We start from the raw sequence: 23,595 nt of genomic DNA on the forward strand, positions 1-23,595 counted from the left end.
GTCTAGCGCTCGTCGACCTGCTTGCCGACGATGGCACCGGTGCGCTCGTACTCGCCGAGCTGTGCCACGCGCCGCACGTGACGCTCGTCGCCGGGGAAGGGGGTCGCGATGAACAGGTCGATGAACCGGATCGCATCCTCGAGCGGATGCTGCCGGGCGCCGATCGAGATCACGTTGGCGTTGTTGTGCTCGCGGGCGAGCGCGGCGGTCGACTCGTTCCACACCAGCGCGGCGCGGATCCCCTCGACCTTGTTCGCCGCCATCTGCTCCCCGTTGCCCGAGCCCCCGAAGACGACCCCGAGCGCCTCGACGCCGTCGCGCTCGTCGCGGGCCACCCCGAGTGCGGCGTTGATGCAGAACGAGGGGTAGTCGTCGAGCGCGTCGTACTCCTGGGGTCCGTGGTCGACGACCTGGTGGCCCTGATCGCTCAGGTGCTGCTGCAGCTGCTGACTGAATTCGAGTCCGGCGTGGTCCGTGGCAACGTGAATGCGCATGGGATCAAGACTACCGGGATCGCCGGGGAGCCTCGGTGCCGCGGTGCCGCCGGAGGTCAGAACTGCGGGCCCTTCGTGCGCCCTCGCTTCAGCTCGTAGAAGCCGGGCACACCCGCCGCCATCACGATGCCGTCCCACAACTGCAGCGCCTGCTCCCCCGTCGGCGCGGGGGTCACGACCGGACCGAAGAAGGACACCCCGTCGACCGAGATGATCGGCACCCCCACGTCGGGTCCGGCGATCTCGAGCGCGTGGCCGGTGTTCTCCCGCAGCTGCGCGTCGTACTGCTCGTCGTCCGCGGCTTCCGCGAGCGAGGCGTCGAGCGAGAGCGCGGCGAGCCCCTCCGCGATGATGGCGTCGAAGTCCTCGCGGCCGCCGGGATGGATCCGGGTGCCGAACTCGGTGTACAGCCCGCCGACGACCCCCTCGCCGTGCGCGCGCCTCGCGGCCTCGATCACCCGGCCGGCGCGGTGCCCGTTCCTGAGGCTTTCCGTGTAGGGCCCGGGCTCACTGTCCTCGTTGATGATCTGCAGGCTGATCGGATGCCAGGCGATCTCGAAGCCGCGCACCTCGGCGACCTCGGCCGCCCAGCGGCTCGTCATCCAGCACCACGGACAAATCGGATCGAAGTAGAACTCGACCGACGGAGAGGCTGCTGATGATCCTGCTGCGTTGCTCATGCGCCCAGCCTATCGAGCGACGGGAGGCCCGCGGAACCCGTCATTCCACGCGCTCGCCCAGCACCCGGGCATAGGCTTGACGTCGTACATATCGACGCCGGCCCCGAGCCGCGCGCACCGTCCGATCACTCGTCAGGAGCAGCAGTGCCAGGAACGAACCTCACCCGCGAAGAGGCCCGCGAACGCGCAGGGCTCGTCTCGACCGAGAGGTACGAGGTCGCGCTCGACCTCACCACCGGCCCGGAGACCTTCGCGGCCGTCACGACCATCCGTTTCTCGGCTGCGGAGGGAGCATCGACCTTCGTCGACCTCATCGCCGACTCGGTCGAGAGCATCGAGCTGAACGGTGCGGCGCTCGACCCGACGGAGCTCTTCGCCGACTCCCGCGTGCAGCTGCCCGGCCTCGCCGCCGACAACACGGTGCGCATCGCCTCGACCCAGCGCTACACCAACACCGGCGAGGGCCTGCACCGCTTCGTCGATCCCGCCGACGGCGAGGTCTACCTCTACTCGCAGTTCGAGGTGCCGGACTCGCGCCGCATGTTCGCGGTCTTCGAGCAGCCCGATCTCAAGGCGACCTTCCAGTTCACCGTCACCGCCCCCGCGCGCTGGCAGGTCGTGAGCAACCAGCCGACCCCGGAGCCGACGCCGACGCCGACGCCGACAGGCGAGCGCGACACCGAGCCCGCCGCGACCTGGGTGTTCGAGCCCACCCCGGTCATGTCGAGCTACATCACCGCCCTCATCGCCGGCCCCTACCGCGTGGTGCGCTCGGAGCTCACGAGCCGCGACGGTCGCACGATCCCCCTGGGCGTGTTCTGCCGCGCCTCGCTCGCCGAGTACCTCGACGCCGACTACATCTTCGAGAAGACGCGCGAGGGATTCGCGTTCTTCGAGGAGCAGTTCGACTACCCGTACCCCTTCGACAAGTACGACCAGCTCTTCGTGCCCGAGTACAACATGGGCGCGATGGAGAACGTCGGAGCGGTCACCTTCACCGAGGCCTACGTCTTCCGCAGCCAGGTCACCGACGCCATGCGCGAGCGCCGGGTGGTCACGATCCTGCACGAGCTGGCGCACATGTGGTTCGGCGATCTCGTCACGATGCGCTGGTGGAACGACCTGTGGCTGAACGAGTCGTTCGCCGAGTACATGTCGACCCTCGGGGTGGCCGAGGCCACGGAGTGGGACGAGTGCTGGACCACCTTCGTCGCCTCCGAGAAGTCGTGGGCCTACCGCCAGGATCAGCTGCCCTCGACGCACCCGATCGTCGCCGAGATCCGCGATCTCGAAGACGTGCTCGTCAACTTCGACGGAATCACCTACGCCAAGGGCGCCTCGGTGCTCAAGCAGCTCGTCGCCTGGGTCGGCCGCGAGCCCTTCATGCGCGGCGTGCACGACTACTTCGTGAAGCACCACCACTCCAACACCGAGCTCACCGATCTGCTCACGGAGCTCGAGGCGCAGAGCGGCCGCGATCTTGCCGAGTGGTCGAAGCTGTGGCTCGAGACCGCCGGTGTGAACACGCTGCGTCCGGTCTTCGAGCTCGACGCCGACGGGCGGTACACGAGTTTCGCGATCGAGCAGACGGCGATCGACGAATACCCCACCATCCGCCCGCACCGCATCGCGGTCGGCCTCTACTCGGTCGAGGGCGGGGTCGTCCGCCGCGTGCAGCGCATCGAACTCGACGTCGACGGCGCGCGCACCGAGGTGCCCGAGCTGGTCGGCGTGCAGCAGCCCGATCTGCTCCTGCTCAACGAGGACGATCTGACGTACGCGAAGATCCGCCTGGACGATCGCTCGCTCGACACCGCAGCGGCGCATCTCGGCGCCTTCGAGGACTCGCTCCCCCGCGCCCTCGTGTGGGGCACCCTCTGGGACGCGACCCGCGACGCCGAGTTCCCGGCCTCCCGCTTCGTCGACATCGTGCTCGAGCACGTCGCGCGCGAGACGGCCTCGACCACGCTGCGCACACTGCTGAACCAGCTGCTGCTCGCCGCCTCCAGCTACGTCGCACCGGCCAAGCGGCAGGCGACACTGGAGCGCGTGGCCGACGCGCTCTGGCGCCTCGCGGTCGACGCCGAGCCCGGATCCGACAACCAGTTCCAGTTCGTCAAGGCCTTCGGCCAGCTGGCCGCGAGCGAGGAGCAGCTCGAGACGGTGCAGGGCCTCTTCGACGGCTCGCTCCCCCTCGACGGTCTCGACGTCGACACCGACCTGGGCTGGGAGCTGCTCATCACGCTCGCGGCCGGCGGGCGCGCGTCCGGCGAGCAGATCGAGGCGCGGCTCGCCGAGGATCGCACCGCCACCGGCAACCAGTCCGCCGCGCACGCTCGTGCGGCCCTGCCCACGGCCGCCGACAAGGCCCGCGCCTGGGCCTCCGTGTTCGACGACAGCGACAAGCCCAACGCCATCGTCCGCGCCACGGGCCTCGGCTTCGCCCGGGCGCACGACCTCGCGCTGCTCGAACCCTACGTGGAGCGCTTCTTCGACGCGCTGCTCACCGTCTGGGAGTCGCGCAGCTACGCCATCGCCGAGGAGCTCATCGAGGGCTTCTACCCGGCGCCGCTTGCGAACGCGGAACTCGCGGCCGCGACGCGCGCCTGGCTCGAGGCCCACCCCGAGGCTCCGGCGGCCCCGCGCCGCATGGTCGCAGAGCACCTCTCGGGCGTGGAGCGCGCGCTGCGCGCCCAGCGGGTCGATCAGGGGGTCTGAGTGGACGGGGCCGAAGAGGTGGAGGAGGTCGTGGGCCAGGCGCTCGGCGACTTCTTCGCGACGTATCAGGTGCCGCTGCGCATCCTGCTGATCATCGTGATCGCGGTACTGCTGAATTGGGTGCTGCGGCGCCTGCTCATGCGCACGGTGACCCGCATCGTGAGCGGCGTGAAGCGCGCCCAGAACGTCGATACCACCTCCGAGATCCAGGCTGCACCGTACGTCAACGCGCGTGCGGTGCAGCGCACCCGCACGCTCGGCACCGTCGGTCGCGCGGCGATCACCTGGATCATCGTGACGATCGCGCTGATCCTCGTGCTCACGGAGCTGGAGGTGAACGTCGGCGCGCTGGTCGCCTCGGCCGGCATCATCGGCGCGGCCCTCGCCTTCGGCGCGCAGAACATCGTGAAGGACATCCTCAACGGCATCTTCATGGTCTTCGAGGATCAGCTCGGCGTCGGCGACGCGATCACCATCGGAGAGGTCAGCGGCACGGTGGAGGACGTGGGGATCCGCGTGACGCAGGTGCGCGCCGTCGACGGCACGCTGTGGTTCGTGCGCAACGGTGAGATCCTCACGCTCGGCAATGCCTCCCAGGGCTGGGGTCGCGCGCTCATCGACATCACGGTCGAGGCCGACGCCGATCTGCGTGAGGTGGAGCGTGTGGCGCTCGACTCCGCGCGCGAGCTCCTGGAGGCCCCGGAGACGGCCCGGAAGATCACCGGTTCTCCCGAGGTCTGGGGTGTGGAGAGCGCCTTCGGCGATCGGGTGACGATGCGCCTCGCGATCCGCACCCGCCCGGAGGCGCAGTGGGCCGTGCAGCGCGCCCTCCGCCCCGTGCTGGTGCGCAACTTCACGGCGGCGGGCATCCAGCTCGCCACCGAACTGCCGCAGTACCCCGGAGGTGGCAAGTGACGATCGAGCAGAGCAGGCCGGATCCCGCACCCCAGCCCAGGCTCACCCTGCGCTCCGGCGAGAGCGGCGAGGCCGTGACCGACACCGTCTGGTCGCAGGTGGGCGGCACCGAGACATTCGAGCGGCTCGTGCGCGCCTTCTACCGGGGCGTGCGCGAGGACCCGCTGCTCGCCCCCATGTACCCGGATGCCGACTGGGAGGGCGCCATCTGGCGACTGCGCACCTTCTTCGAGCAGTACTGGGGCGGCCCGACCACCTACTCGGAGCAGCGCGGGCACCCGCGCCTGCGGATGCGGCACGCGCCCTTCCCCGTCACCCCCGAGGCGAAGGAGCATTGGCTCATGCACATGCACGCCGCCCTCGACGAGGTCGCGCTGCCGCCGATGCACGACGCCGCGTTCCGCGACTACATCGAGCGCGCCGCCCTCGCGATGGTCAACCGCTTCGAGTGAACCCGGCGCGCTCAGACCGCGGTCTGCCGCGATCCGGAGAACGCCAGCACGCCGCCGAGCGTGATGAGGAAGCCGCCTCCGACCGCGCCGAGAGCCGCCAGCCGCTTCGGGGAGCGCCCGAACCACCCGCGGGCGGCGCTGGCGGCGAACACCCACGCCGAGTCGCAGATCGTCCCGATCGCCACGCAGATCAGGCCGAGCGTCAGCATCTGCATCGGGATCGCGCCGGACTCCCGGCTGACGAACTGGGGCAGCACCGCGACGAAGAAGGCGATCGACTTGGGGTTGGTGACGCCGACCACCAGGCCCTGCATCACCTGCCTCCGCCAGCTCAAGCGGATCTGCGGCACCTCGGTGCTCGCCGCATCGTGACGATGGCGGATCGCCTGCACCCCGAGGTACACGAGGTAGGCGGCTCCCCCGAGCTTCAGCGCGGTGAACAGCACCGCCGAGGCGGCGACGATCGCGCCCACTCCCAGTGCGACCGCGACCACGAGCAGGGCGCTGCCGATCGTGTTGCCCAGCACGCTCAGCATTCCGCCGGCACGGCCCAGGGCGAGCGAACGGCCGATCATGAAGAGCACACTCGGCCCGGGAACGACGATCAGGATGAACGCCGCGATCCCGAACGCGATCAGATTCTCCATCGGCACCATGCGTCGATCTTAGTCGCGCCCGGGCCGCCGCGCTGCTAGGAGTCGTTCCCGCGCCTCCGGGGCGCCAGCAGCCAGACGCCGACGGCCGACGCGCCGACGAGCAGCACCACTCCCGCGAGCAGCACCGCGGACTGGATCCCGAAGAGCGATCCCAGCAGTCCCGCGGTGACACCCCCGAAGGTCATCGTGCCCGAGCTGAACATCGTGTAGGCTCCGATCACGCGGCCCCGCTCGGCATCGGGCGCCTGCAACTGCACGATGCTCATCTCGGTCGACTCCGCGGTGATCTTCGCGAGACCGCCGATGGCGAGCGCGATCACCGCGACGACGAGGCTCCCGCTGCTCGCGAACACGACCACGGCGACGCCGAGCAGGATCGCGCTGCCGACCGCCGTGGGGGCCGTCGGCGGCACCTTCCGCGTCGCCTCGAGGAGGAATCCACCGATCACCCCTCCCGCGCCGTTCGCGAAGAGCAGGATCCCATAGGCCGCGCCGCCCGCGCCGCCGCCGAGGATCTCCGCGAACTCCGGCATCGCGTTCTGCAGCAGGTGGCCGATCGTCATCCCCGCGAGCGCGGTGAGCATGATCATGCCGAGGATCTGCCGGTGCCGCCGCACCGTGCCGAGCACCGAGAACGCCGCGAAGAACGACATGCGCGGCGGCGTCGGCCGTTCAGCGACGTCCGGGCCGCCTCCGCGCGCGTGCCCGGTGAAGCGGGTGCGGAAGAGGAAGATCGTGAGCGGCAGATAGAAGAGGACGTTCACAAACATGCCGTACGCCGGGCCGATCCCAATCAGCAGCGCCGAGCCGACGACCGGGCCCGCGATGAACGCGAGGCTGCGGAAGGTCGCGTTGATCCGCACCGCGCTCGGCAGCTGCCTCGGCCCCACGAAATCGTAGAGCATCAACTGCTCGGCGGGCATCCACAGGCAGCCGGCCATCCCGTGCAGCACGAGGAGGACGCAGGCGTGCCAGAGCTCCAGCGTGCCGGTGAGGAACAGCACACCCCAGCAGATCGAGACGAGCATGAAGAGCGCCTGCGCGATCTGGATGATGCGACGACAGTCGAAGCGCTGGGCCAGCGCTCCCGCGTACACCGAGAAGAGCAGGAACGGCAGCCAGTGGCTCACGATCTGGAAGCCGACCAGCCAGGGCGATTGGAAGGTCTGCCACAGCACCCAGTAGGCGAGCACGTGCTCGACGTTGTCCGCCATCATCGACAGCGCGCCGCCCGCGATGTAGGTGCCGGAGTTCCGATTCCTGAGCGCCGCGAAACGGCGCGGATCCTCGACCCCCTGCATGCTCATAGACTACTGCCATGAGCCTCGACCCCACGGACGATACCGCCGCCGAGGCGCTCGGGAGCAGTCCGTGTCGGTGACGGCCGGTCGTACGTACCTCGCCGTGGCGTGCACCCTGTTCGTCAGCTGCCTGGTGTGGTTCGGAATCGCCTGGTCGGCGCTCGGTCCGTGGTCGGGGGCTACCGTCGTGCCCGCGGTCCTCGGTCTCGTCGCGGGCATCGCCCTGGGCGCAGGAGCCCTCATCTTCTCCCGCTTCGTCGAAGCATCGGTGGACGGGAGCCTGATCACGGTCCGATACGTGCTGAGGCCTCGCCGGTCGGTATCGGCGGCGGAGATCGACGAGGTCGTTCTGCTGCGGGCGCTGCATCTCCCGGCGCGCGCCGGAGCATCGTCCGTTCCGCGGATCGTCCTCCGGCGCGGGGGCCGGACCGTCATCGCCTTCACTCCTCGCGACGTCGGGGTGGTGCGGAGCCTGGCAGCCCTCGGCTGCGAACCGGTCGTCGTCAGCGAGCCGCTGACGCCGCTCCAGGCCTCCCGACGGTACGGCAGGGCCGCCGGCTTCGGCGAGATGATCGGCGAGCCCCTGGTCTGGGCGGCGATCCTCGTCCCCCTGGCCGTCGTCGTCTGGGCGGTGTGGGATGCGGCGGGAGGTTAGCCTTCGCGGCAGCGCTCCCCTGCGCTGCCCCCTTGCCCCCTGCCGCCCCTGCTTTCGCCCCGGCTGCTGACCCCTCGCGGCCCTCGCTGGCAGCCGTCGCCGGTCCTGCATACACTGGCATCATGAGCCTCCATCTCACCGACGACACCGAAGCCGACGAACTCCTCACCGAGAACCCCCTCGCGCTGCTCATCGGCATGCTGCTCGACCAGCAGGTGGCCATGGAGGTCGCGTTCTCCGGGCCGCTCAAGATCCGGGAGCGCGTCGGCGCGGTCGACGCCCGCACGATCGCAGCGACGGATCCCGACGACTTCGCCGCGGCCTTCAAGCAGACGCCGGCGGTGCACCGCTTCCCCGGCTCGATGGCGGGCCGCGTGCAGACCCTCTGCCGCGCGCTGCTCGACGACTGGGACGGCGACGCCTCGGCCATCTGGACGGAGGGGGATCCCGACGGCGCCACCGTGCTGAAGCGCCTCAAGGCGCTGCCCGGATTCGGCGAGCAGAAGGCGAAGATCTTCCTCGCCCTGCTCGGCAAGCAGCGCGGTTTCGACGGCGCCGGCTGGCGCGAGGCCTCAGCGCCCTACGGCGAAGAGGGGTCCTTCCGCAGCGTGGCCGACATCGTCTCCCCCGAGACGCTGCTCAAGGTGCGCGAGACCAAGCGCGCGGCGAAGGCCGCAGCCAAGCGCGGCTGACCCCGGAGCGCTCGCGAGCGCGGGCTCCGGGTCACCCCTCGGGATCACTCCCGCAGCATCGCGTCGCGCGCCTCCTCGACGATCGCGCGGGCAGCCGCCTCCGCCGCCGCACCGTCACCCGTGCGCACCGCAGCGGCGATCTCCGCGTGGAGTCGCAGCGCCTCGGTGTTCGCCACCGTCGGCATGAGCTCGTGGTGGGTGCGGCCCTCCAGCACGGCGATCACGATCGCCCCCAGGCTCGCGAACATCTCGTTGCCCGAGGCCTCGAGCAGCGTGCGGTGGAACGCGATGTCGCACGAGAGATACTCGTCGGCATCGGCGGCGCGCGAGGTCGAGGCCATGCCGACGTAGGCGGCGGCGAGGGCTCCGCACTGCTCCGGCGTAGCGTGCTGCGCGGCGAGGCGCGCCGCTGCCGGTTCGATCGCCGCCCGCAACTCGCTCAGCGTGCGCAGCAGCGCAGCACGATCCGGACCGTCCAGGCGCCAGCGCAGCACCCGCTCATCGAAGGGGCTCCACGACGCCGAGGGCAGCACCGTGATCCCGACCCGCTGCCGGGTCTCGACCATGCCGAGCGACTCGAGCACCCGCACCGCCTCCCGGATCACACTGCGCGAGACGCCGTACTCGGCCGCGGCCTCCTCCATGGAGACGCGCTCGCCCGCGGGGCGGCGCCCGGCGGCGATATCCGCTCCCCATCGTTCGAGGATCTCGGAGTGCAACGGACCGTGGTTCATCACTCCAGCGTAGGCCTATCGGCAGATTTCCTTGATCAATCTCGAAATAAAAACGTCTTTAAATCTTTACTTGCTTGAAATAAGCAGATTATTTAGCTATATTCTCATCAATCGCAGACGGGCACCCCGCTCGTCGGCCCGCCCCCACCGGACTCAGCAAAGGAACGAGGATGTTTCCAGCGAACCACTTCCTACTGGCGGACGAGATCGTTCCCGTCGGCACCGACGGCCGTCTCATCGTGGCGGCCCTCGCCGGCTTCGCCGTCATCATCCTGCTCATCACCTGGCTCAGGGTGCACCCCTTCCTGGCGCTCACCATCGGCGCGCTCGGCGTCGGGCTCGCCGCGGGCATGGAGGCGGGGCAGGCCCTCACCAGCTTCACGGCGGGCTTCGGCTCCACGGTCGGCGGCGTCGGCGTGCTCATCGCCCTCGGCGCCATGTACGGCAAGCTCCTCGCCGACTCGGGAGGCGCCGATCGGGTGGTCGACACGCTCGTCAGCCGCTCGAGCCCGCGCATGCTGCCGTGGACCATGGGCGTCGTCGGCGCCGTGATCGGCCTGCCCATGTTCTTCGAGATCGGGCTCGTGCTGCTGATCCCGATCATCATCCTCGTGGCGCGTCGCTCCGGCCTGCCGCTCATGAAGATCGCGATCCCGACGCTCGCCGGCCTCTCAGCCATGCACGGCCTCGTGCCGCCGCACCCCGGCCCGCTCGTCGCCATCGACACGCTCGGGGCGAATCTCGGCCTCACGCTCGCGTTCGGCGTGATCGTGGCGATCCCCACCATCATCGTCGCGGGCCCGCTCTTCAGCACCTACGCGGCGAAGTGGGCCCCCGTTCCCGTGCCCGAGCTGTTCAGCACCCCGAGCGACGACGGCGATGCCGAGCGCCCCCGCCCCTCGTTCGCCGCGACGCTCGCCAGCATCCTGCTGCCCGTCGTGCTCATGATGGTGAAGGCCCTCACCGAGGTCTTCGTCGCCGAGCCCAGCGGCATCGCCTGGAACATCGTCAGCTTCCTCGGCACCCCGACCATCGCACTGCTGGTCACTGTGATCTTCGGCATCTTCGTGCTCGGCGCGGGCAGCGGGATGAACCGCTCCGCCGTGGCCCGCTCGCTCGAATCGAGCCTGCCGCCCATCGCGGGCATCCTGCTGATCGTGGGCGCCGGCGGCGCGTTCAAGCAGGTGCTCATCGACACCGGCATCGGCGAGGTCATCACGCGGGCCGTGATCGACAGCGGCATCTCGGTACTGCTGCTCGGCTGGGTCGTCGCCGTGCTCGTGCGCGTCGCCACCGGCTCGGCCACCGTCGCCACCGTGACCGCGGCGGGCCTCATGGCCCCCGTCGCGGCGACTCTCCCCTCTCCCGAGGTGGCACTGCTCGTACTCGCGATCGGCAGCGGCTCGGTGTTCCTCTCCCACGTGAACGACGCGGGCTTCTGGCTCGTGAAGCAGTACCTCGGCACGAGCCTGCCGCAGAACTTCAAGACCTGGACGGTGCTCGAGTGCCTCATCTCCGTGGTCGGCCTCATCGGCGTGCTGCTCCTGGACCTGGTGGTGTGACGATGACTCCGGATCCCGCATACCCTCCCGCTCCCCCGACGGTGCTCGTGATCATGGGGGTCTCGGGCACCGGCAAGTCGACGCTGGGCGGCCTGCTCGCCGGGCAGCTCGGCTGGGACCTCGCGGAAGGAGATGACTTCCACCCGGCCGGCAACGTGGCCAAGATGGCCTCCGGCACCCCGCTCACCGACGAGGATCGCTGGCCCTGGCTCGATCGCATCGCCGACTGGGTGCACGGCCACACCGCGGCCGGCACCCACGGCATCGTCACCTGCTCCGCGCTGCGCCGTGTCTACCGCGACCGCATCGGCGGGCCGGGCGTGGCCTTCGTGCACCTCGAGGGATCGCGCTCCCTCGTGTCGGAGCGCCTGAGCCGGCGTCTCGACCACTTCATGCCCGAGACGCTGCTCGGATCCCAGTACGCCACGCTCGAACCGCTCGAGGACGACGAGAACGGGATCGTCGTCAGCGTCGACCGCTCTCCGCGCGAGCTCGCCGGGCAGATCGTCCGGCGTCTGGGGCTGAGCCGCCTGCCGGGCGCCACCGGGGCCATCACGGCCGTTCCCACCGAACTCGACGACTGACTCCCTCCCTCCCCCTCTCTCCGCACCCTGCCCTGGAAGGACACCGCTGTGCACCTCGGAATCATCGGCCTCGGCCGCATGGGCGCGAATATCACGCGCCGCGTCATGCGCGCAGGACACGAGTGCGTCGCCTTCGACGTCGACGCGCAGGCCGTCAGCGCTCTCGAGCACGACGGCGCAACCGGAGTCGACAGCCTCGAGGCGCTCGTCGCGGCACTCCCCTCGCCCCGCGCGATCTGGCTCATGATCCCGGCGGCGCTCACCGCCCGGACCGTCGAGAGTGTCGCGGCGCTGCTGCAGCCCGGCGACGTCCTCATCGACGGCGGCAATTCCCACTACCGGGACGACGTGCGGCACGGCGCAGCGCTCGCCGCACGAGGCATCCACTTCGTCGACGTGGGCACCAGCGGCGGCGTGTTCGGCCTGGACCGCGGCTACTGCCTCATGGTCGGCGGGCCGGACGAGGCGGTCGCCGCAATCGACCCGCTGCTGCGCGCGCTCGCCCCCGGCGCCGGCGACGCGGAGCGCACGCCCGGGCGCGAAGGCCAGTACGCGCCGGAGGAGCTCGGCTACCTGCACTGCGGCCCGACCGGGGCCGGACACTTCGTGAAGATGGTGCACAACGGCATCGAGTACGGCATGATGGCCGCGTTCGCCGAGGGGCTCAACCTGCTCGAGCACGCCGACGCGGGGCTGGCGGGCGCGGAGCACTCCGCGGAGGTGGCGCCGCTCGACGAGCCCGAGCTGTACCAGTTCGACATCGACACCGCGAAGGTGGCCGAGCTGTGGCGCCGCGGCTCGGTGGTCTCCTCGTGGCTGCTCGATCTCACCGCGAGCGCGCTGCACGAGAACCCGTCGCTCGAGGGTCTCGCGGGTCGCGTCTCCGACTCCGGTGAGGGACGCTGGACAGTGAAGGCCGCCGTCGACGTCGGCGTGCCGGTGCCCGTGCTCGCGGCCTCCGTGTTCGGGCGATTCGCATCGCGCGGCGAGGACCACTACGCCAACCAGCTGCTCTCGGCCATGCGGCTGCAGTTCGGCGGGCACCGCGAGCTGGAGACGGGAAGCGGTCCGCGCCCGTAGTACGCTGGACAGGTCGCCTCCGTAGCTCAGTGGATAGAGCAACGGCCTTCTAATCCGTTGGTCGCAGGTTCGAATCCTGCCGGGGGCACTGGCGAGGGCGCGGCGGCTCGAGGCGGTGCGCGCGTCCCTATCGAGATCGCGCGGCGGTCGCGGCGTTCCGGTCGGCGAGGATCCGGAACGCTTCGCCGAGCTCCGGGGGCTCGACGACCTCGATGTCGGTGTCGAACCGGTTGAGCGATGCGGCCAGGGCGACCCATGACCAGGAACCGGACCGCAGCGAGCAGCGGCCGTCGTGAAGATCCTCGACGCTGCCGTCGCCCGCGAAGGGCAGCACCTCGCGCGCGGGGAGGCCCAGGATGACGGTTCCGGTGTAGGGCCATCGGTCCGCCTGCTCGGATCCCTTGAAGCGGGCGGAGACGTAGTCGGCGACGTCGCCGCCGGGCACCCGACGCGGGATGAACCGGCTGCCGTGGGGCGCCCGGGGAGTGATGCGGTCGACGCGATAGGTGCGCCAGTCGTCGCGGCCGGGATCCCAGGCCAGGAGGTACCACCGCCCGCTGCTGAACACGAGGTGGTGGGGTTCGACCCGACACCGCGCCGGCTCGAGGCCGCCCTGTCCGGAGGCGTAGTCGAAGGTGAGGGTCCGGCCCGCGCGAATCGCGGCTGAGATCTCCACCAGGGTGTCCGGTGAAACCGGTGCCGGCGGGGCGTCTCCCGCGCGACCGGGGAGCGGCACGACCTCCAGACCATCGAGCCTGTGGCGCAGCCGGGACGGCAGGAGCTGCCTGAGAGTGGTGAGCGCCCGGAGCGCGGCCTCTTCGAGCCCGGAACCCGCGACCGCGGTGGTCTGGAGAGCGAGGGCCAGCGCGAGCGCCTGGTCGTCGTCGAACAGCAAAGGGGGCAGATCGGCGCCGGCGTCGAGGCGGTAGCCGCCGTCGGGTCCCATGGTCGCCTGCACGTTGTAGCCCATCTCGCGCAACCGGTCGATGTCGCGGCGCACGGTGCGGTGACTGACGCCGAGCCGCTCGGCCAGCAGAGCCCCGGGCCATTCTCGGCGGGTCTGCAGCAGCGACAGCAGCGTCAGCAGTCGCGATGTCGGGGCGGTCATGCGATCCACACTAATTCATGTATAGGACAAGATCCGACCTACATGACTGCGAGAGTGAGGGCGCGCCGGGAACACGCCCGGACGATCACACCGAGGAGCCATCCATGAGCATCACCACGACCACACATCTGAACTTCCGCGGCGACGCCCGTCAGGCGCTGGAGTTCTACCGGTCCGTCTTCGGCGGGCGGATGACCGTCGCGAGCTACTCCGATGTCGGCATGCCCCAGGACGCCCCGGGCGCCGACGGCATCGTCTTCGGCCAACTCGAGTCCCCCGAGGGGTTCCGGGTGATGGTGTACGACATCCCGGGTCGGACCGGCGGCTCGGTCGGCAATGCCGGGACGACCGTGCGCGAGAACGGGGCGACGCTCACCGATCGATCGTTCTTCGTCTCCGTCCGCGGCGAGACCCTCGATGAGGTGCAGCGCTACTGGGAGAAGCTCGCCGAGCGCTCGGCGGTGATCGAGCCGCTGACCGCCTCGCCGTGGAGCCCCGGGTTCGGGATGGTGACCGATCCCTTCGGCGTGACCTGGATCATCGACGTCGCCGGGCATCCCGCCGAGTAGCCCCGCCCCGCACGCTGCGGCGCGGGAAGCGCACCGCCCGCGCCGCAGCAGCCCGCCCCACGCATGCGTGACCGCCGGCCTCGCTGTTCGTGGCACGAGCCGCACTGCCTTCCTGCGGCGTTGCGATCGTAGCAGCGGAAGGGATACATTGAACAAGATCGACGTTCCCGGGAGGTGCCGCGGCAGGTGCTCGAATTCGGCGCGGCGGCTGGCGGAGACCGCGATCGAGGCGGGTCTCGCGCCCGAGGAAACCGCGCGGGTGCTCAGCGACGTGTGGCCGACGTCTGAAGGGACGCAAGGATGAGCGCGACGGCCGCGGAAGAGCTGCGGCTCGGCGACGCTCGGATCTCATGGGCTCTCGCCATGCAGGCCGATGAGCGCCGCGCACTCGGCCGCGCGTTGCTGCGCCGCCTGCTGGCCGACCGGCTCGGCACCGACGTCGACTTCTTCGCCGTGTGCCCGCGGTGCGGCGGCCCGCACGGACCGTTGCGCGTGCGCGCGGGCCGCTCCGTCGACGAGGACCCCGCGCCGCGCGTCGGCGTCGCCTACAGCGGGCCGCTGGTGGTCGCCGGCGTCGCACCGCGGGAGGCGACCTCGTTCGCCGTCGACGTCGAACTCGACACCGAGGACCGGCGCCGGGCGGTGCGCGAGGCGATCGGCTCCGATCGCGTAGTGGACTGGACGCGGATCGAGGCCGTGGCCAAGGCTCGAGGGACCGGGCTGCACGGCGACTTTGCGGCAACGCGGATCGAAGCGGCAACGCGGATCGAAGCGGCGACTCGGATCGAAGCGGCGACGCCCGATGCGACGTGCGAGTGGAGATCCCCCGCGCTCGACGGATCCCCCGCGTTGACCGGTCGCGATGCCCGCCTCACCCTCCCTGACGGGCTGGTCGCAGTGCTGAGCACGGCGACCGGACGAGCGAACCTCCGCGGCTCAGCCTGAAAAGTATCAGGCGACGGGCTCGGGCAGCAGCGGCAGCGGCGTACCGCGCAGCCACTCCCTCCACACCCGTTCGAGAGGCACTGGGCTCAGCGACTCCGCCAGCTCGATGAACCGCGTGCTCTCGACCAGGCGGTGCTCGTTGCCGGTCGCCCACGCGTGCAGCAGCCCGCGAAAGGCCTCGATCCCCATCGTGCGGCGCACCGCCTCGAGCAGCAGCGCGCCGCGCTTGTAGACGCGGTCGTCGAACATGTCGGCCGGCCCCGGATCCGCGAGCAGCAGATCCTGCGGCAGCTCCGCGATCCGCGCGTGATGCTCCTCCGCGAGCTGCGCGATAGACGGACCCCCCGCCGCCTCCGACCACACCCACTCCGCGAAGCAGGCGAAGCCCTCGTTGAGCCAGATGTCGCGCCACTTCGCGATCCCGACGCTGTTGCCGAACCACTGGTGCGCGAGTTCATGCGCGATGAGCCGCTGCTCCTCCGGGGCGTTGTGGTTGATGCCGAAGGTGACCAGGCCCTGCGACTCGAGGGGGATCTCGAGGTCCTCCTCCGTCACCACGATCGTCAGGTCGTGCTGCGGGTACGGCCCGAACCACTCCTCGAAGACGCGGATCATCTCGGAGACGGGAGCGAAGGCGCGCAGCGTGGCCTCGGACTGGGCCGGGGCGGTGAGCAGGCGCCCGTCCAGGCGGCCGCCGCCGAGACCCAGTCCGAGCGGGTACTCCGCGTACTCCCCGACGTGCACCGCGACGAGGTAGGTGGCGGTGGGCACATCGCTCTCGAAGGTCCAGCGGCGTGCGCCCGCGCGCCGGGTCACGGGCCCCGGCACGCCCGTCGCGGCCACGAAGAACCCGCTCTCGACGGTGAGGCTGATCGTGTAGCGCGCGCGATCGTCGATGCGATCGTTGCACGGGAACCAGCTCGGCGCGCCGGTCGGCTGCGCCGCCACGAGCGCACCGTTCTCGAGCTCCTCCCACCCGATGCGCCCCCAACGCGAGCGGCGCGGGGCGGGGCGACCGGCGTACTCCACCTCGAGTTCGACTCTTCGCCCGAGCAGCAGCGGCTCCGGAAAGCGGATCTGCACCGCGTGCTCCCCCTGCTTCACGAGCCGGTGCGTGCGCCCGTCGACCCGCACCTTGCCGACCCGCAGGCCGACGAGATCGACTCGCAGCGCGTCGGTCTGCTCGAGCACCTCGACGCTGAGCACCGCACGACCGGCGAGCCGATTGGTGCGCGGCGTATAGGCGAGGTCGAGTTCATAGCGCTCGACGGCGTAGCGATCATCGCCGCTGCGGGGGGTGTAGTTCTTCGGCATGGGGTTCCGCGGCCGCGTCACTTCGTCGACTGGTAGGCGCGCACCTTCACCGCGCGCCAGGGGCCGATGGGGTTGCCGCTCCAGCGGGATCCCACGGGCACGCGCTCGCCGCGCATGACGAGCGACGCGGGTCCGACGGTCGCGTGCGCGCCGATGGTCGCGGCCGGGAGGATGACGCTGTGCGGGCCGAGCGTGGCCCCGGCCTCGAGTTCGACGGTATCCATGCTCATAATTCGATCATGGAAGAGGTGCGTCTGCACGACGCAGCCCCGGTTGACCGTGGATCCATCCCCGAGGGTCACCAGATCGGGCTCCGGCAGCCAGTAGGACTCGCACCACACGCCGGTCCCGATCCGCGCGCCCAACGATCGCAGCCAGATCGCGAGCGCGGGTGTGCCCGCCGCCGCCCGCGCGAACCAGGGCGCGGCGACCATCTCGGTGAAGGTGTCGCTCACCTCGGTGCGCCACACGAAACTCGACCAGAGCGGAGCCTCCCCCGCCCGGATCGGGCCGACGATCGTCCACTTCGCCGCCGTCGAGATGCTCGCCGCGACCGCGCCCGCCGCGAGCATGACGAGCCCGGAGAGCAGCAGCGTCCACAGCGGCCCGGTCCGCTCCCAGAGCAGCGCGAAGGCGAAGAGCACCGCGAGTCCCAGGCCGCAGGTGGCGATCACCGGCACCACACGGCAGAGCTCCCACAGCGAGCGCGCCACGCGCAGGCCCGGGCCCGGGCGGTAGGTGCGCGAGTCGTCCCCGCTCTGCGCCGCTCGGCGCAGCCGCACCGGCGGCGAGCCGAGCCACGACGAGCCCGCCTTGGCCTTGTCGGGTGCCACCGACAGCACCGCGACGAGCGAGTCCTTGGGGACGCGCTGACCGGGACCCGCCATGCCGGAATTGCCGAGGAACGCCCGCTTGCCGATGCGCACCCTGCCGATGCGCAGCCAGCCGCGCTGCAACTCGTAGGAGGCCACCATCGTGTCGTCGGCGAGGAACGCACCGTCGTCGATGCGCGTCATGGCGGGCAGCAGCAGCACGGTCGATGCCTCCACGTTCCTGCCGACACGGGTCCCCAGCAAGCGCAGCCAGACCGGGGTGAACAGGCTGGAGTAGAGCGGGAAGAGGAAGCCGCGCGCCGCGTCGAGCACCCGTTCGGTGGCCCACGCCTGCCAGCCGATCCGGCCCAGCACCGGGAAGGTCCCCTCCCGCAGACCGATCGACAGCAGCCGTACGATCGTCACCACCGCACCGCCGTAGAGCAGCCCCGTGACGAGTACCGCCGGCACGAGAGCACCGAAAGCCGCGAGAGCCGCGGTCCCCAGCGTCTCGCTGCCGCGCACCGCGGCGGCGATCACGATCCCGCCCCCGGCGAAGGCGATGAACGGCAGCAGGGCCAGGGCGAGGGACGAGACCCCGTACACCACCTGCCAGGGCCGGGACCGCCTGGGCGATTCCTCGGGCCACTGCGCCGAACGGGACCCGACGCGCACCGCGGGAGATCCGGCCCAGGTCTGCTCCGCCTTGACCCGGCCGAAGACCGCAGATCCCGGTGCGATCTCGGCGCCGTCGTCGATGCGGGTACCCGGCGCCAGCGTGCTGCGCGCACCCACCGCGACCTCGCGGCCGATCCGCACCTCGCCGATGCGCAGCAGGTCGCCGTCGATCCAGTACCCCGTGAGGTCCACCTCCGGCTCGATCGCGGATCGCGCGCCCACCTCAAGCATCCCGGTGATCGGGGGCAGCGCGTGCATGCTGACGTCGCGACCGATCCTCGCACCGAGTGCGCGGGCGTAGAGGGTGATCCAGGGAGCGCCGGCCAACCCCACCGCATCGATCTGGGCGGCGAACTGCTCGGCGAGCCACAGCCGCATGTGCACCTGTCCACCCCGCGGGTAGTCCCCTGGGCTGACTCCCGCGAGCAGCAGTCGCGCGGCGAGAGCCGCCATCGACATGCGGCCGATCGGCGTCGAGACGATCAGGATCGCGATCACGAGGGTCCAGAGCGGCGCGGTCGGCAGTACCTCGAATCCGGTGGTGAGGTTCAGGATCGCACCGGTCGTGAGCAGGTAGACGAGCCAGCGCAGTCCGCTCGCGATGAAGAGCGGCGCACCCACGAGGGTCTGCACCCACTGGGTGCGACGGGGAGTCGGGAGGGGATGGTGGAAGTCGCCGGGGCCGCTCGCGTCCTCCACCGCCGCGATAGCCTTCGCCATGGCGCGCAGCCTCGGCACATCGTAGATGTCGGCGACCGTGAACTCGGCGACGCGGGCGCGCACCCGCGACACGAGCTGGGCCGCGGCCAGCGATCCGCCGCCGAGATCGAAGAAGTCGGCACCGGTGCCGGGCACCGGCACACCCAGAACGGCCTGCCACTGCTCGGCCAGCCAGCGCTCGGTGTCGGTGAGGCCCTGCGCAACGGGCTCCTCGACCCCGGGCAGCGGCCACGGCAGCGCCGCGCGATCCACCTTGCCCGAGGTGCGCACGGGAAGCTCGTCGACCACCGCGAGCAGCGGCATCACCCCCGCCGCGAGCCGCTCCGCCAGGTGCGTGCGCGCCAGCGCGAGGTCGAGCGGATCGTCGCCCTCGACCACGAGATACCCCACCAGCAGCGGAACGCCGGCGTCACTCGACTGCACAGCGGCGGCGGCCGCCGTGACGCCCGGCAGCTCCTGCAGCGCGTTCTCCACTTCTCCGAGCTCGATGCGCCGCCCGCCGACCTTCACCTGGTCGTCGGCCCGGCCGAGGAAGAGGAGGCCCTCCGGCTCGTAGCGCACCAGGTCGCCGGATCGGTAGGCGCGATCCCAGCCGAGGGCCGGCATGGGCGCGTATTTCTCGGCGTCCTTCGCCGGGTCCAGGTAGCGGGCCAGCCCGACGCCTCCGATGATCAGCTCGCCGCTCTCCCCGGGCGGCACCCGGTAGCCGTCGGCGTCGACCACGGCCAGGTCCCAGCCGGCGAGCGGCAGCCCGATACTGATCGGCGAGACGCCGTCGAGGAGGCATCCGCACGAGACCACCGTGGCCTCGGTGGGCCCGTAGGTGTTCCACACCTCGCGCCCCTCCTCGACCAGGCGCGCCGCGAGTTCGGGCGGGCACGCCTCGCCGCCGAAGATGAGCAGCCGCACGTTCTCGATGGCCTCGTGCGGCCACATCGCGGCGAGCGTGGGCACGGTCGAGACGACGGTGATGCTCTGTCGCACGAGCCACTGCGCGAGATCCTCGCCGGCGCGGACGAGCGCGCGCGGGGCGGGCACGAGACAGGCCCCGTAGCGCCAGGCCAGCCACATCTCCTCGCAGGAGGCGTCGAAGGCGACGGAGAGCCCCGCGAGCACCCGATCGCCCGGCCCGAGCGGCGCCTCCTGCAGGAACATGCGCGATTCGGCGTCCACGAAGGCGGCGGCCGAGCGGTGCGCGACCGCGACGCCCTTCGGCACTCCGGTGGAGCCCGAGGTGAAGATGATCCACGCGTCGTCGTCGAGACCCGGGTCGGCCGGGACATCCGACCGGGGCGCGTCGGCAGCATCCGGACGGAGCCCGTCTGCCGCGTGCGGGGTCGCGGTGTAGCCCCCGTTGCCCACGATGCCGACGACGCGCGCCTCGCCGAAGACGAGTCTGGCGCGCTCGTCGCTGTCGTCGGCGTCGACCGGCACGTACGCGGCGCCGGCCAGCATGACGGCCAGCACCGCGATGTAGAGCTCCTTCGAACCGCTGTCGACGCGTACGCCGACCCGGTCGCCGCGACGCACCCCGCTCGATCGCAAATCATCAGCGCGCGCCTCGACCGCCGCGAGCAGTTCGGCGTAGCTCAGCGCGCCCGACCCGTCGTCGAGCGCGCTGGAGTCCGGATGGGCGGTCGCGGTCGCACGCAGGATGTCGATGAGCGTGCGCGGCGGCGCGGCCCGCGAGCCGAGCGTCAACGACGCCTGAGGGTCCCGATGGCCGATCGGCCGCGTGTCGGTCGCGTTCACTTCCCGGTTCCCTCTTCTCCGCGAGCGGCCTCGGCAGCGACACCTGCCGAACGGTATGCCACGACTATGCCATCCCCCGCTCGGCGCCGTTCCCGCATCACCGCCTGCGCACGAAGACTTCTCCGAATGCTCACCGGGTGTTCATCTGCCGCCGTCGCGGTTCCGGCCGCGCCGGGGTGCGCCCGCGCCCCGCCGCTAGGATCGTGTGGTGCGCGATTCCTCCCGGCCCCGGCTCCCCTTCGAGGTCTGGGCACTCGTCGCCGGAGGCTTCACCGTGGCGCTCGGCTACGGCGTCGTGGCCCCCGCGATCCCGCAGTTCGCGCTCGAGTTCGGCGTCTCCTACTTCGCGGCCTCGGCCATCGTCAGTGCGTTCGCACTCATGCGCCTGCTCTCCGCACCGCTCGCGGGCTGGGTCGTGGGTCGTCTCGGCGAGCGCCGCACCTACACCATCGGCATCCTGATCGTCGCCGGTTCCACGGGTGCGACCGCCCTCGCAGCCGACTACGCCCAGTTCGTCGTTCTGCGCGGCGCCGGCGGAATCGGCTCGACCATGTTCACCGTCGCGGCGACGGCGCTGCTCATCAAGGTGAGTCCGCCGAGGGCTCGCGCTCGCGTCGCGAGCCTCAACGCCGCGGGTTTCCTCCTGGGCGGGCTGCTCGGCCCGGTGTTCGGCGGGATCGTGGCCTCGTTCGGCCTCCGTGCGCCCTTCGTGTTCTACTTCGTCACACTGCTCGCCGCGGCCGCGGTGGTCGCCATCGCGCTCCGGGGCTCTCACGCGGCGGCGCGACCGAGCGGGGACCCCGGCGCCGATGACACGATGACGCTCCGCGAGGCGCTCCGCGTCCCCCACTTCCGCTCGCTGCTGCTCTCGGTCTTCGCGTTCGGCTGGTCATCGTTCGGAGTGCGGGTGTCGGTGATCCCGCTCCTCGTCGTCGCCGCGTTCAACGGCGACGCGGCGCTCGCCGCGTGGGTGCTCGCGGCCTACGCCGCCGGCAATGCGCTGCTCATCTTCCCCTCGGGCCGCTGGAACGACACCGTCGGCCGCAAGCCGATGCTCGTGCTGGGATCGGCGGTGCTGGCCGTCGGGTATCTCGTGCTTCCGGCCTCGCCGAGCGTCTGGGTCGTGTTCATCGTGATGTTCGCGGTCGGCGCAGGATCAGCGCTCGTCAATCCGGGACAGCAGGCCGTCCTCGCCGACGTCCTCGAGCAGCGGCGCGGTGGTGGCGTCGTCGCGGCGTACTCGATGACCAGCGACCTCGGCGGAGTGCTCGGTCCGCTGGTCGCGGGCGCCCTCGTCGACCTCGCGGGATTCGGCTGGGCGTTCGGGATCACGGCCGCGCTGCTCCTGGTCGCGATGCTCGCGTGGCTGCTCGTCCCGGATTCACGGCGGCTCGCGCAGCCCTGACCGTCAGCCCTCCAGATCGTCGACGCCCGGCAGCCAGCTGAGCCCGGGCTTGCCCCAGCCGTTCTTGCGCTGGGCCTTCTGCGCTCCCCGGTTCTCGGGGTGCACCAGGCGGTCGACGTAGAGCAGGCCGCTCAGGTGGTCGAACTCGTGCTGCAGGATGCGCGCGAACCAACCGTTCGCCTGCACCTCGAATCGGTTGCCGTCGATGTCCTGCGCCCGCAGCAGCGCACGCGGCGAACGCCGCAGCGCGAAGCGCTCCCCGGGGAAGGACAGGCAGCCCTCCACCTCGTCCTCGCCCGGCAGGCCGGGCTCGGGCGGCGCGATCCACAGCTCGGGATTGATCGCGACCCCCTGCGCGGGCGCCTCGTCCTGATCCTCGTACATCCACACGAAGACGCGCTTGCCGACGCCGACCTGGGGCGCCGCGAGCCCGACGCCCGGGGCCGCGACCGTAGTCTCGTACATGTCGTCCACGAGGGTGCGCAGCTCGGCGTCGAACTCGGTGACGGGGGCTGCGGGACGGTGGAGCACGGGCTCGCCGGAGATCACGATGGGAAGAACTGCCATGGAGTCCAGCTTATCGGGCAGCGTCTAGACTGAATTGGTTCAAGTGGCTGAAGGAGTGCAACGTGTCGAACACCCCAGCAGATCAAATCGTCTGGATCGACTGCGAGATGACCGGTCTCGATGCGGATCGCGATGGACTGTGCGAGATCGCCGTGATCGTGACCGATTTCGAGCTCGAGCCGCTCGACCCGGGGTTCGAGCTCGTCATCAACCCCGGCGCTGAGGCGCTCGAGAACATGAACGACTTCGTGCGGAACATGCACGAGAGCTCGGGACTCCTCCCCCGCATCGAGAACGGCGCCACGCTCGAGGAGGCAGAGGCCCAGGTGCTCGCGTATCTGAGCCGCTTCGTCACCGCCGGCCGCCGGCCGCTCGTCGCGGGCAACACCATCGGCATGGATCGCCGCTTCATCGCGAAGTACCTCCCCGGGCTCGAAGAGCGTCTGCACTATCGCAGCATCGACGTCTCGACGATCAAGGAGCTGAGCCGGCGCTGGTATCCGGCCGCCTACTTCGGCGCTCCGGAGAAGCGCGGCGGTCATCGGGCCCTCGCCGACATCGCCGAGTCGATTCAGGAGCTCGCCTACTTCCGCAGCACCGTCATGGTCGAAGGCCGGGGCCCCGACAAGAGCGCCTCGGCCGAGCTCGCGCGCGCTGCGAGCGAGCGCTACGCCCCGCTCATCGACGGCCCGGATCCGGCCCCCGCCGCCTGAACTCCCCCGTCGGACCGGTCACCTCTCGGGATCGTCGTCCCGCGACCACGCGATGGCGATGAGCCGCCGCAGCACGTCGAGGTCGATGTCCTCGAGCCGCTTCACGTAGACGCAGCCGGCGCCCTCGGTGTAGGTGCCCAGCCGGGGCAGCAGCTCCGCCCCTTCGGGCAGATCCTTCAGACCGTAGAGCGAGAGCTGCGCCTTGCGCGGCGAGAAGCCGGTCTTCGGCCAGTCGCCGCGAGTACGAGGGTTCGCCGGCGACACATAGCGGTAACTGCCGTATCCGACGATCGAGGGACCCCACAGCACCGGTTCCTCGCCCGTGACCTCTCCGAATATCTCGGCCAGCGCCAAGCCATCAGTGCGACGCTTCGCCGGGGTCGCCCGCTCCAGAAACGCGCGCACGTCGGCGTCGGTCGGTCGGGTTTTGATGTCGTCGGCCATGGGGCCATTGTGGCACGCACCACCGGGTTCCGGGAGTGCGGGTGT

The 23,595-nt window shown here is 70.8% G+C and carries 22 protein-coding genes and 1 tRNA gene; 13 read left to right on the forward strand and 10 right to left on the reverse strand.

What is annotated here, in order from left to right; all coding sequences use genetic code 11:
* Nucleotides 1–2: 2 nt before the first annotated feature.
* Entirely contained in the window at nucleotides 3–494 is a 492-nt protein-coding gene (locus AMS65_RS06670; RefSeq protein ID WP_053383400.1) for a ribose-5-phosphate isomerase, read from the reverse strand.
* 56 nt (nucleotides 495–550) lie between these two features.
* Nucleotides 551–1,174: a mycothiol-dependent nitroreductase Rv2466c family protein gene (locus tag AMS65_RS06675; protein ID WP_053383401.1), complete on the reverse strand. Its 624-nt coding sequence runs from the start codon at nucleotides 1,172–1,174 to the stop codon at nucleotides 551–553.
* A gap of 144 nt (nucleotides 1,175–1,318) precedes the next feature.
* Between AMS65_RS06675 and pepN the strand changes: the two genes are divergently transcribed.
* Genes pepN through AMS65_RS06690 form a run of 3 tightly spaced genes read left to right on the forward strand, consistent with a single transcriptional unit; the run spans nucleotide 1,319 to nucleotide 5,259 of the window.
* The gene (pepN, locus tag AMS65_RS06680; RefSeq protein WP_053383402.1) at nucleotides 1,319–3,892 is read left to right on the forward strand and encodes an aminopeptidase N; all 2,574 of its coding nucleotides are present in this window, start codon (nucleotides 1,319–1,321) and stop codon (nucleotides 3,890–3,892) included.
* Nucleotides 3,893–4,807, forward strand: a complete 915-nt coding sequence (locus AMS65_RS06685) for a mechanosensitive ion channel family protein (RefSeq protein WP_053383403.1) — start codon at nucleotides 3,893–3,895, stop codon at nucleotides 4,805–4,807. It begins immediately after the preceding gene.
* On the forward strand, nucleotides 4,804–5,259 hold the full coding sequence (locus AMS65_RS06690; protein ID WP_394324719.1) for a globin: 456 nt from the start codon (nucleotides 4,804–4,806) through the stop codon (nucleotides 5,257–5,259). The genes AMS65_RS06685 and AMS65_RS06690 overlap by 4 nt, the downstream gene beginning before the upstream one ends.
* Before the next feature lie 11 nt (nucleotides 5,260–5,270).
* On the opposite strand, the gene AMS65_RS06695 is transcribed toward AMS65_RS06690, so the two are convergent.
* Nucleotides 5,271–5,915 (reverse strand): LysE family translocator, encoded by a 645-nt coding sequence (locus AMS65_RS06695; RefSeq protein WP_053383404.1) that lies wholly within the window; start codon nucleotides 5,913–5,915, stop codon nucleotides 5,271–5,273.
* A 35-nt stretch (nucleotides 5,916–5,950) separates the two neighbouring features.
* The gene (locus tag AMS65_RS06700) at nucleotides 5,951–7,216 is read right to left on the reverse strand and encodes an MFS transporter (RefSeq protein ID WP_241489367.1); all 1,266 of its coding nucleotides are present in this window, start codon (nucleotides 7,214–7,216) and stop codon (nucleotides 5,951–5,953) included.
* A 70-nt stretch (nucleotides 7,217–7,286) separates the two neighbouring features.
* Here AMS65_RS06700 and AMS65_RS06705 point away from each other — a divergent pair, with 70 nt between their 5' ends.
* Both AMS65_RS06705 and AMS65_RS06710 read left to right on the forward strand, forming a co-directional pair.
* Nucleotides 7,287–7,871 carry a hypothetical protein gene (locus tag AMS65_RS06705; RefSeq protein WP_053383406.1) on the forward strand — a complete coding sequence of 195 codons (585 nt, stop codon included), beginning with the start codon at nucleotides 7,287–7,289 and terminating at the stop codon, nucleotides 7,869–7,871.
* Nucleotides 7,872–7,993: 122 nt separating this feature from the next.
* The gene (locus tag AMS65_RS06710; protein WP_053383407.1) at nucleotides 7,994–8,563 is read left to right on the forward strand and encodes an HhH-GPD-type base excision DNA repair protein; all 570 of its coding nucleotides are present in this window, start codon (nucleotides 7,994–7,996) and stop codon (nucleotides 8,561–8,563) included.
* Nucleotides 8,564–8,607: 44 nt separating this feature from the next.
* On the opposite strand, the gene AMS65_RS06715 is transcribed toward AMS65_RS06710, so the two are convergent.
* A complete protein-coding gene (locus AMS65_RS06715) occupies nucleotides 8,608–9,297 on the reverse strand; it encodes a FadR/GntR family transcriptional regulator (protein ID WP_053383408.1) in 690 nt (229 codons plus the stop codon).
* A gap of 170 nt (nucleotides 9,298–9,467) precedes the next feature.
* Between AMS65_RS06715 and AMS65_RS06720 the strand changes: the two genes are divergently transcribed.
* The 4 genes from AMS65_RS06720 (at nucleotide 9,468) to AMS65_RS06735 (ending at nucleotide 12,611) form a co-directional block, all read left to right on the forward strand.
* Nucleotides 9,468–10,859, forward strand: a complete 1,392-nt coding sequence (locus AMS65_RS06720) for a GntP family permease (RefSeq protein ID WP_053383409.1) — start codon at nucleotides 9,468–9,470, stop codon at nucleotides 10,857–10,859.
* Between the two features lie 2 nt (nucleotides 10,860–10,861).
* Nucleotides 10,862–11,443, forward strand: a complete 582-nt coding sequence (locus tag AMS65_RS06725; RefSeq protein ID WP_053383410.1) for a gluconokinase — start codon at nucleotides 10,862–10,864, stop codon at nucleotides 11,441–11,443.
* Between the two features lie 48 nt (nucleotides 11,444–11,491).
* Nucleotides 11,492–12,523 (forward strand): phosphogluconate dehydrogenase (NAD(+)-dependent, decarboxylating), encoded by a 1,032-nt coding sequence (gene gnd, locus AMS65_RS06730; RefSeq protein ID WP_053383411.1) that lies wholly within the window; start codon nucleotides 11,492–11,494, stop codon nucleotides 12,521–12,523.
* 15 nt (nucleotides 12,524–12,538) lie between these two features.
* A tRNA-Arg gene (locus AMS65_RS06735) sits at nucleotides 12,539–12,611 on the forward strand.
* A gap of 39 nt (nucleotides 12,612–12,650) precedes the next feature.
* Here the strand turns inward: AMS65_RS06735 and AMS65_RS06740 are convergent.
* Entirely contained in the window at nucleotides 12,651–13,631 is a 981-nt protein-coding gene (locus AMS65_RS06740; protein WP_053383646.1) for a helix-turn-helix transcriptional regulator, read from the reverse strand.
* 104 nt (nucleotides 13,632–13,735) lie between these two features.
* On the opposite strand from AMS65_RS06740, the gene AMS65_RS06745 reads away from it, so the two are divergent.
* A complete protein-coding gene (locus AMS65_RS06745; protein WP_053383412.1) occupies nucleotides 13,736–14,200 on the forward strand; it encodes a VOC family protein in 465 nt (154 codons plus the stop codon).
* Nucleotides 14,201–14,500: 300 nt separating this feature from the next.
* Complete coding sequence (locus tag AMS65_RS06750; RefSeq protein WP_053383413.1) at nucleotides 14,501–15,145, forward strand: 4'-phosphopantetheinyl transferase family protein; 645 nt, start codon at nucleotides 14,501–14,503, stop codon at nucleotides 15,143–15,145.
* 6 nt (nucleotides 15,146–15,151) lie between these two features.
* Here AMS65_RS06750 and AMS65_RS06755 read toward each other — a convergent pair whose 3' ends face one another.
* Both AMS65_RS06755 and AMS65_RS06760 read right to left on the reverse strand, forming a co-directional pair.
* The gene (locus tag AMS65_RS06755; protein ID WP_053383414.1) at nucleotides 15,152–16,459 is read right to left on the reverse strand and encodes a M1 family metallopeptidase; all 1,308 of its coding nucleotides are present in this window, start codon (nucleotides 16,457–16,459) and stop codon (nucleotides 15,152–15,154) included.
* Between the two features lie 17 nt (nucleotides 16,460–16,476).
* Nucleotides 16,477–20,421 carry a Pls/PosA family non-ribosomal peptide synthetase gene (locus AMS65_RS06760; protein WP_053383415.1) on the reverse strand — a complete coding sequence of 1,315 codons (3,945 nt, stop codon included), beginning with the start codon at nucleotides 20,419–20,421 and terminating at the stop codon, nucleotides 16,477–16,479.
* 208 nt (nucleotides 20,422–20,629) lie between these two features.
* Here AMS65_RS06760 and AMS65_RS06765 point away from each other — a divergent pair, with 208 nt between their 5' ends.
* Nucleotides 20,630–21,826 carry an MFS transporter gene (locus tag AMS65_RS06765; protein ID WP_053383647.1) on the forward strand — a complete coding sequence of 399 codons (1,197 nt, stop codon included), beginning with the start codon at nucleotides 20,630–20,632 and terminating at the stop codon, nucleotides 21,824–21,826.
* A gap of 3 nt (nucleotides 21,827–21,829) precedes the next feature.
* Here the strand turns inward: AMS65_RS06765 and def are convergent, their stop codons facing one another.
* Nucleotides 21,830–22,393, reverse strand: a complete 564-nt coding sequence (def, locus tag AMS65_RS06770) for a peptide deformylase (protein ID WP_053383416.1) — start codon at nucleotides 22,391–22,393, stop codon at nucleotides 21,830–21,832.
* Between the two features lie 62 nt (nucleotides 22,394–22,455).
* On the opposite strand from def, the gene orn reads away from it, so the two are divergent.
* Nucleotides 22,456–23,106: an oligoribonuclease gene (orn, locus tag AMS65_RS06775; protein WP_075200887.1), complete on the forward strand. Its 651-nt coding sequence runs from the start codon at nucleotides 22,456–22,458 to the stop codon at nucleotides 23,104–23,106.
* An 18-nt stretch (nucleotides 23,107–23,124) separates the two neighbouring features.
* Here orn and AMS65_RS06780 read toward each other — a convergent pair whose 3' ends face one another.
* Nucleotides 23,125–23,550, reverse strand: a complete 426-nt coding sequence (locus tag AMS65_RS06780; RefSeq protein WP_053383417.1) for a DUF1801 domain-containing protein — start codon at nucleotides 23,548–23,550, stop codon at nucleotides 23,125–23,127.
* Between the last annotated feature and the right edge of the window lie 45 nt (nucleotides 23,551–23,595).

Origin of the sequence: Leucobacter celer subsp. astrifaciens, from assembly GCF_001273835.1 — a bacterium.
In the GTDB taxonomy this organism is placed as follows: Bacteria; Actinomycetota; Actinomycetes; order Actinomycetales; family Microbacteriaceae; genus Leucobacter; species Leucobacter celer.

Coding starts and splice junctions, on each gene's coding strand:
- AMS65_RS06670 (WP_053383400.1), bottom strand. CDS start 494: ATGCGCATTCACGTTGCCACGGACCACGCCGGACTCGAATTCAGTCAG.
- AMS65_RS06675 (WP_053383401.1), bottom strand. CDS start 1,174: ATGAGCAACGCAGCAGGATCATCAGCAGCCTCTCCGTCGGTCGAGTTC.
- AMS65_RS06695 (WP_053383404.1), bottom strand. CDS start 5,915: ATGGTGCCGATGGAGAATCTGATCGCGTTCGGGATCGCGGCGTTCATC.
- AMS65_RS06700 (WP_241489367.1), bottom strand. CDS start 7,216: ATGCAGGGGGTCGAGGATCCGCGCCGTTTCGCGGCGCTCAGGAATCGG.
- AMS65_RS06710 (WP_053383407.1), top strand. CDS start 7,994: ATGAGCCTCCATCTCACCGACGACACCGAAGCCGACGAACTCCTCACC.
- AMS65_RS06715 (WP_053383408.1), bottom strand. CDS start 9,297: ATGAACCACGGTCCGTTGCACTCCGAGATCCTCGAACGATGGGGAGCG.
- AMS65_RS06720 (WP_053383409.1), top strand. CDS start 9,468: ATGTTTCCAGCGAACCACTTCCTACTGGCGGACGAGATCGTTCCCGTC.
- AMS65_RS06725 (WP_053383410.1), top strand. CDS start 10,862: ATGACTCCGGATCCCGCATACCCTCCCGCTCCCCCGACGGTGCTCGTG.
- AMS65_RS06740 (WP_053383646.1), bottom strand. CDS start 13,631: ATGACCGCCCCGACATCGCGACTGCTGACGCTGCTGTCGCTGCTGCAG.
- AMS65_RS06745 (WP_053383412.1), top strand. CDS start 13,736: ATGAGCATCACCACGACCACACATCTGAACTTCCGCGGCGACGCCCGT.
- AMS65_RS06750 (WP_053383413.1), top strand. CDS start 14,501: ATGAGCGCGACGGCCGCGGAAGAGCTGCGGCTCGGCGACGCTCGGATC.
- AMS65_RS06755 (WP_053383414.1), bottom strand. CDS start 16,459: ATGCCGAAGAACTACACCCCCCGCAGCGGCGATGATCGCTACGCCGTC.
- def (WP_053383416.1), bottom strand. CDS start 22,393: ATGGCAGTTCTTCCCATCGTGATCTCCGGCGAGCCCGTGCTCCACCGT.
- AMS65_RS06780 (WP_053383417.1), bottom strand. CDS start 23,550: ATGGCCGACGACATCAAAACCCGACCGACCGACGCCGACGTGCGCGCG.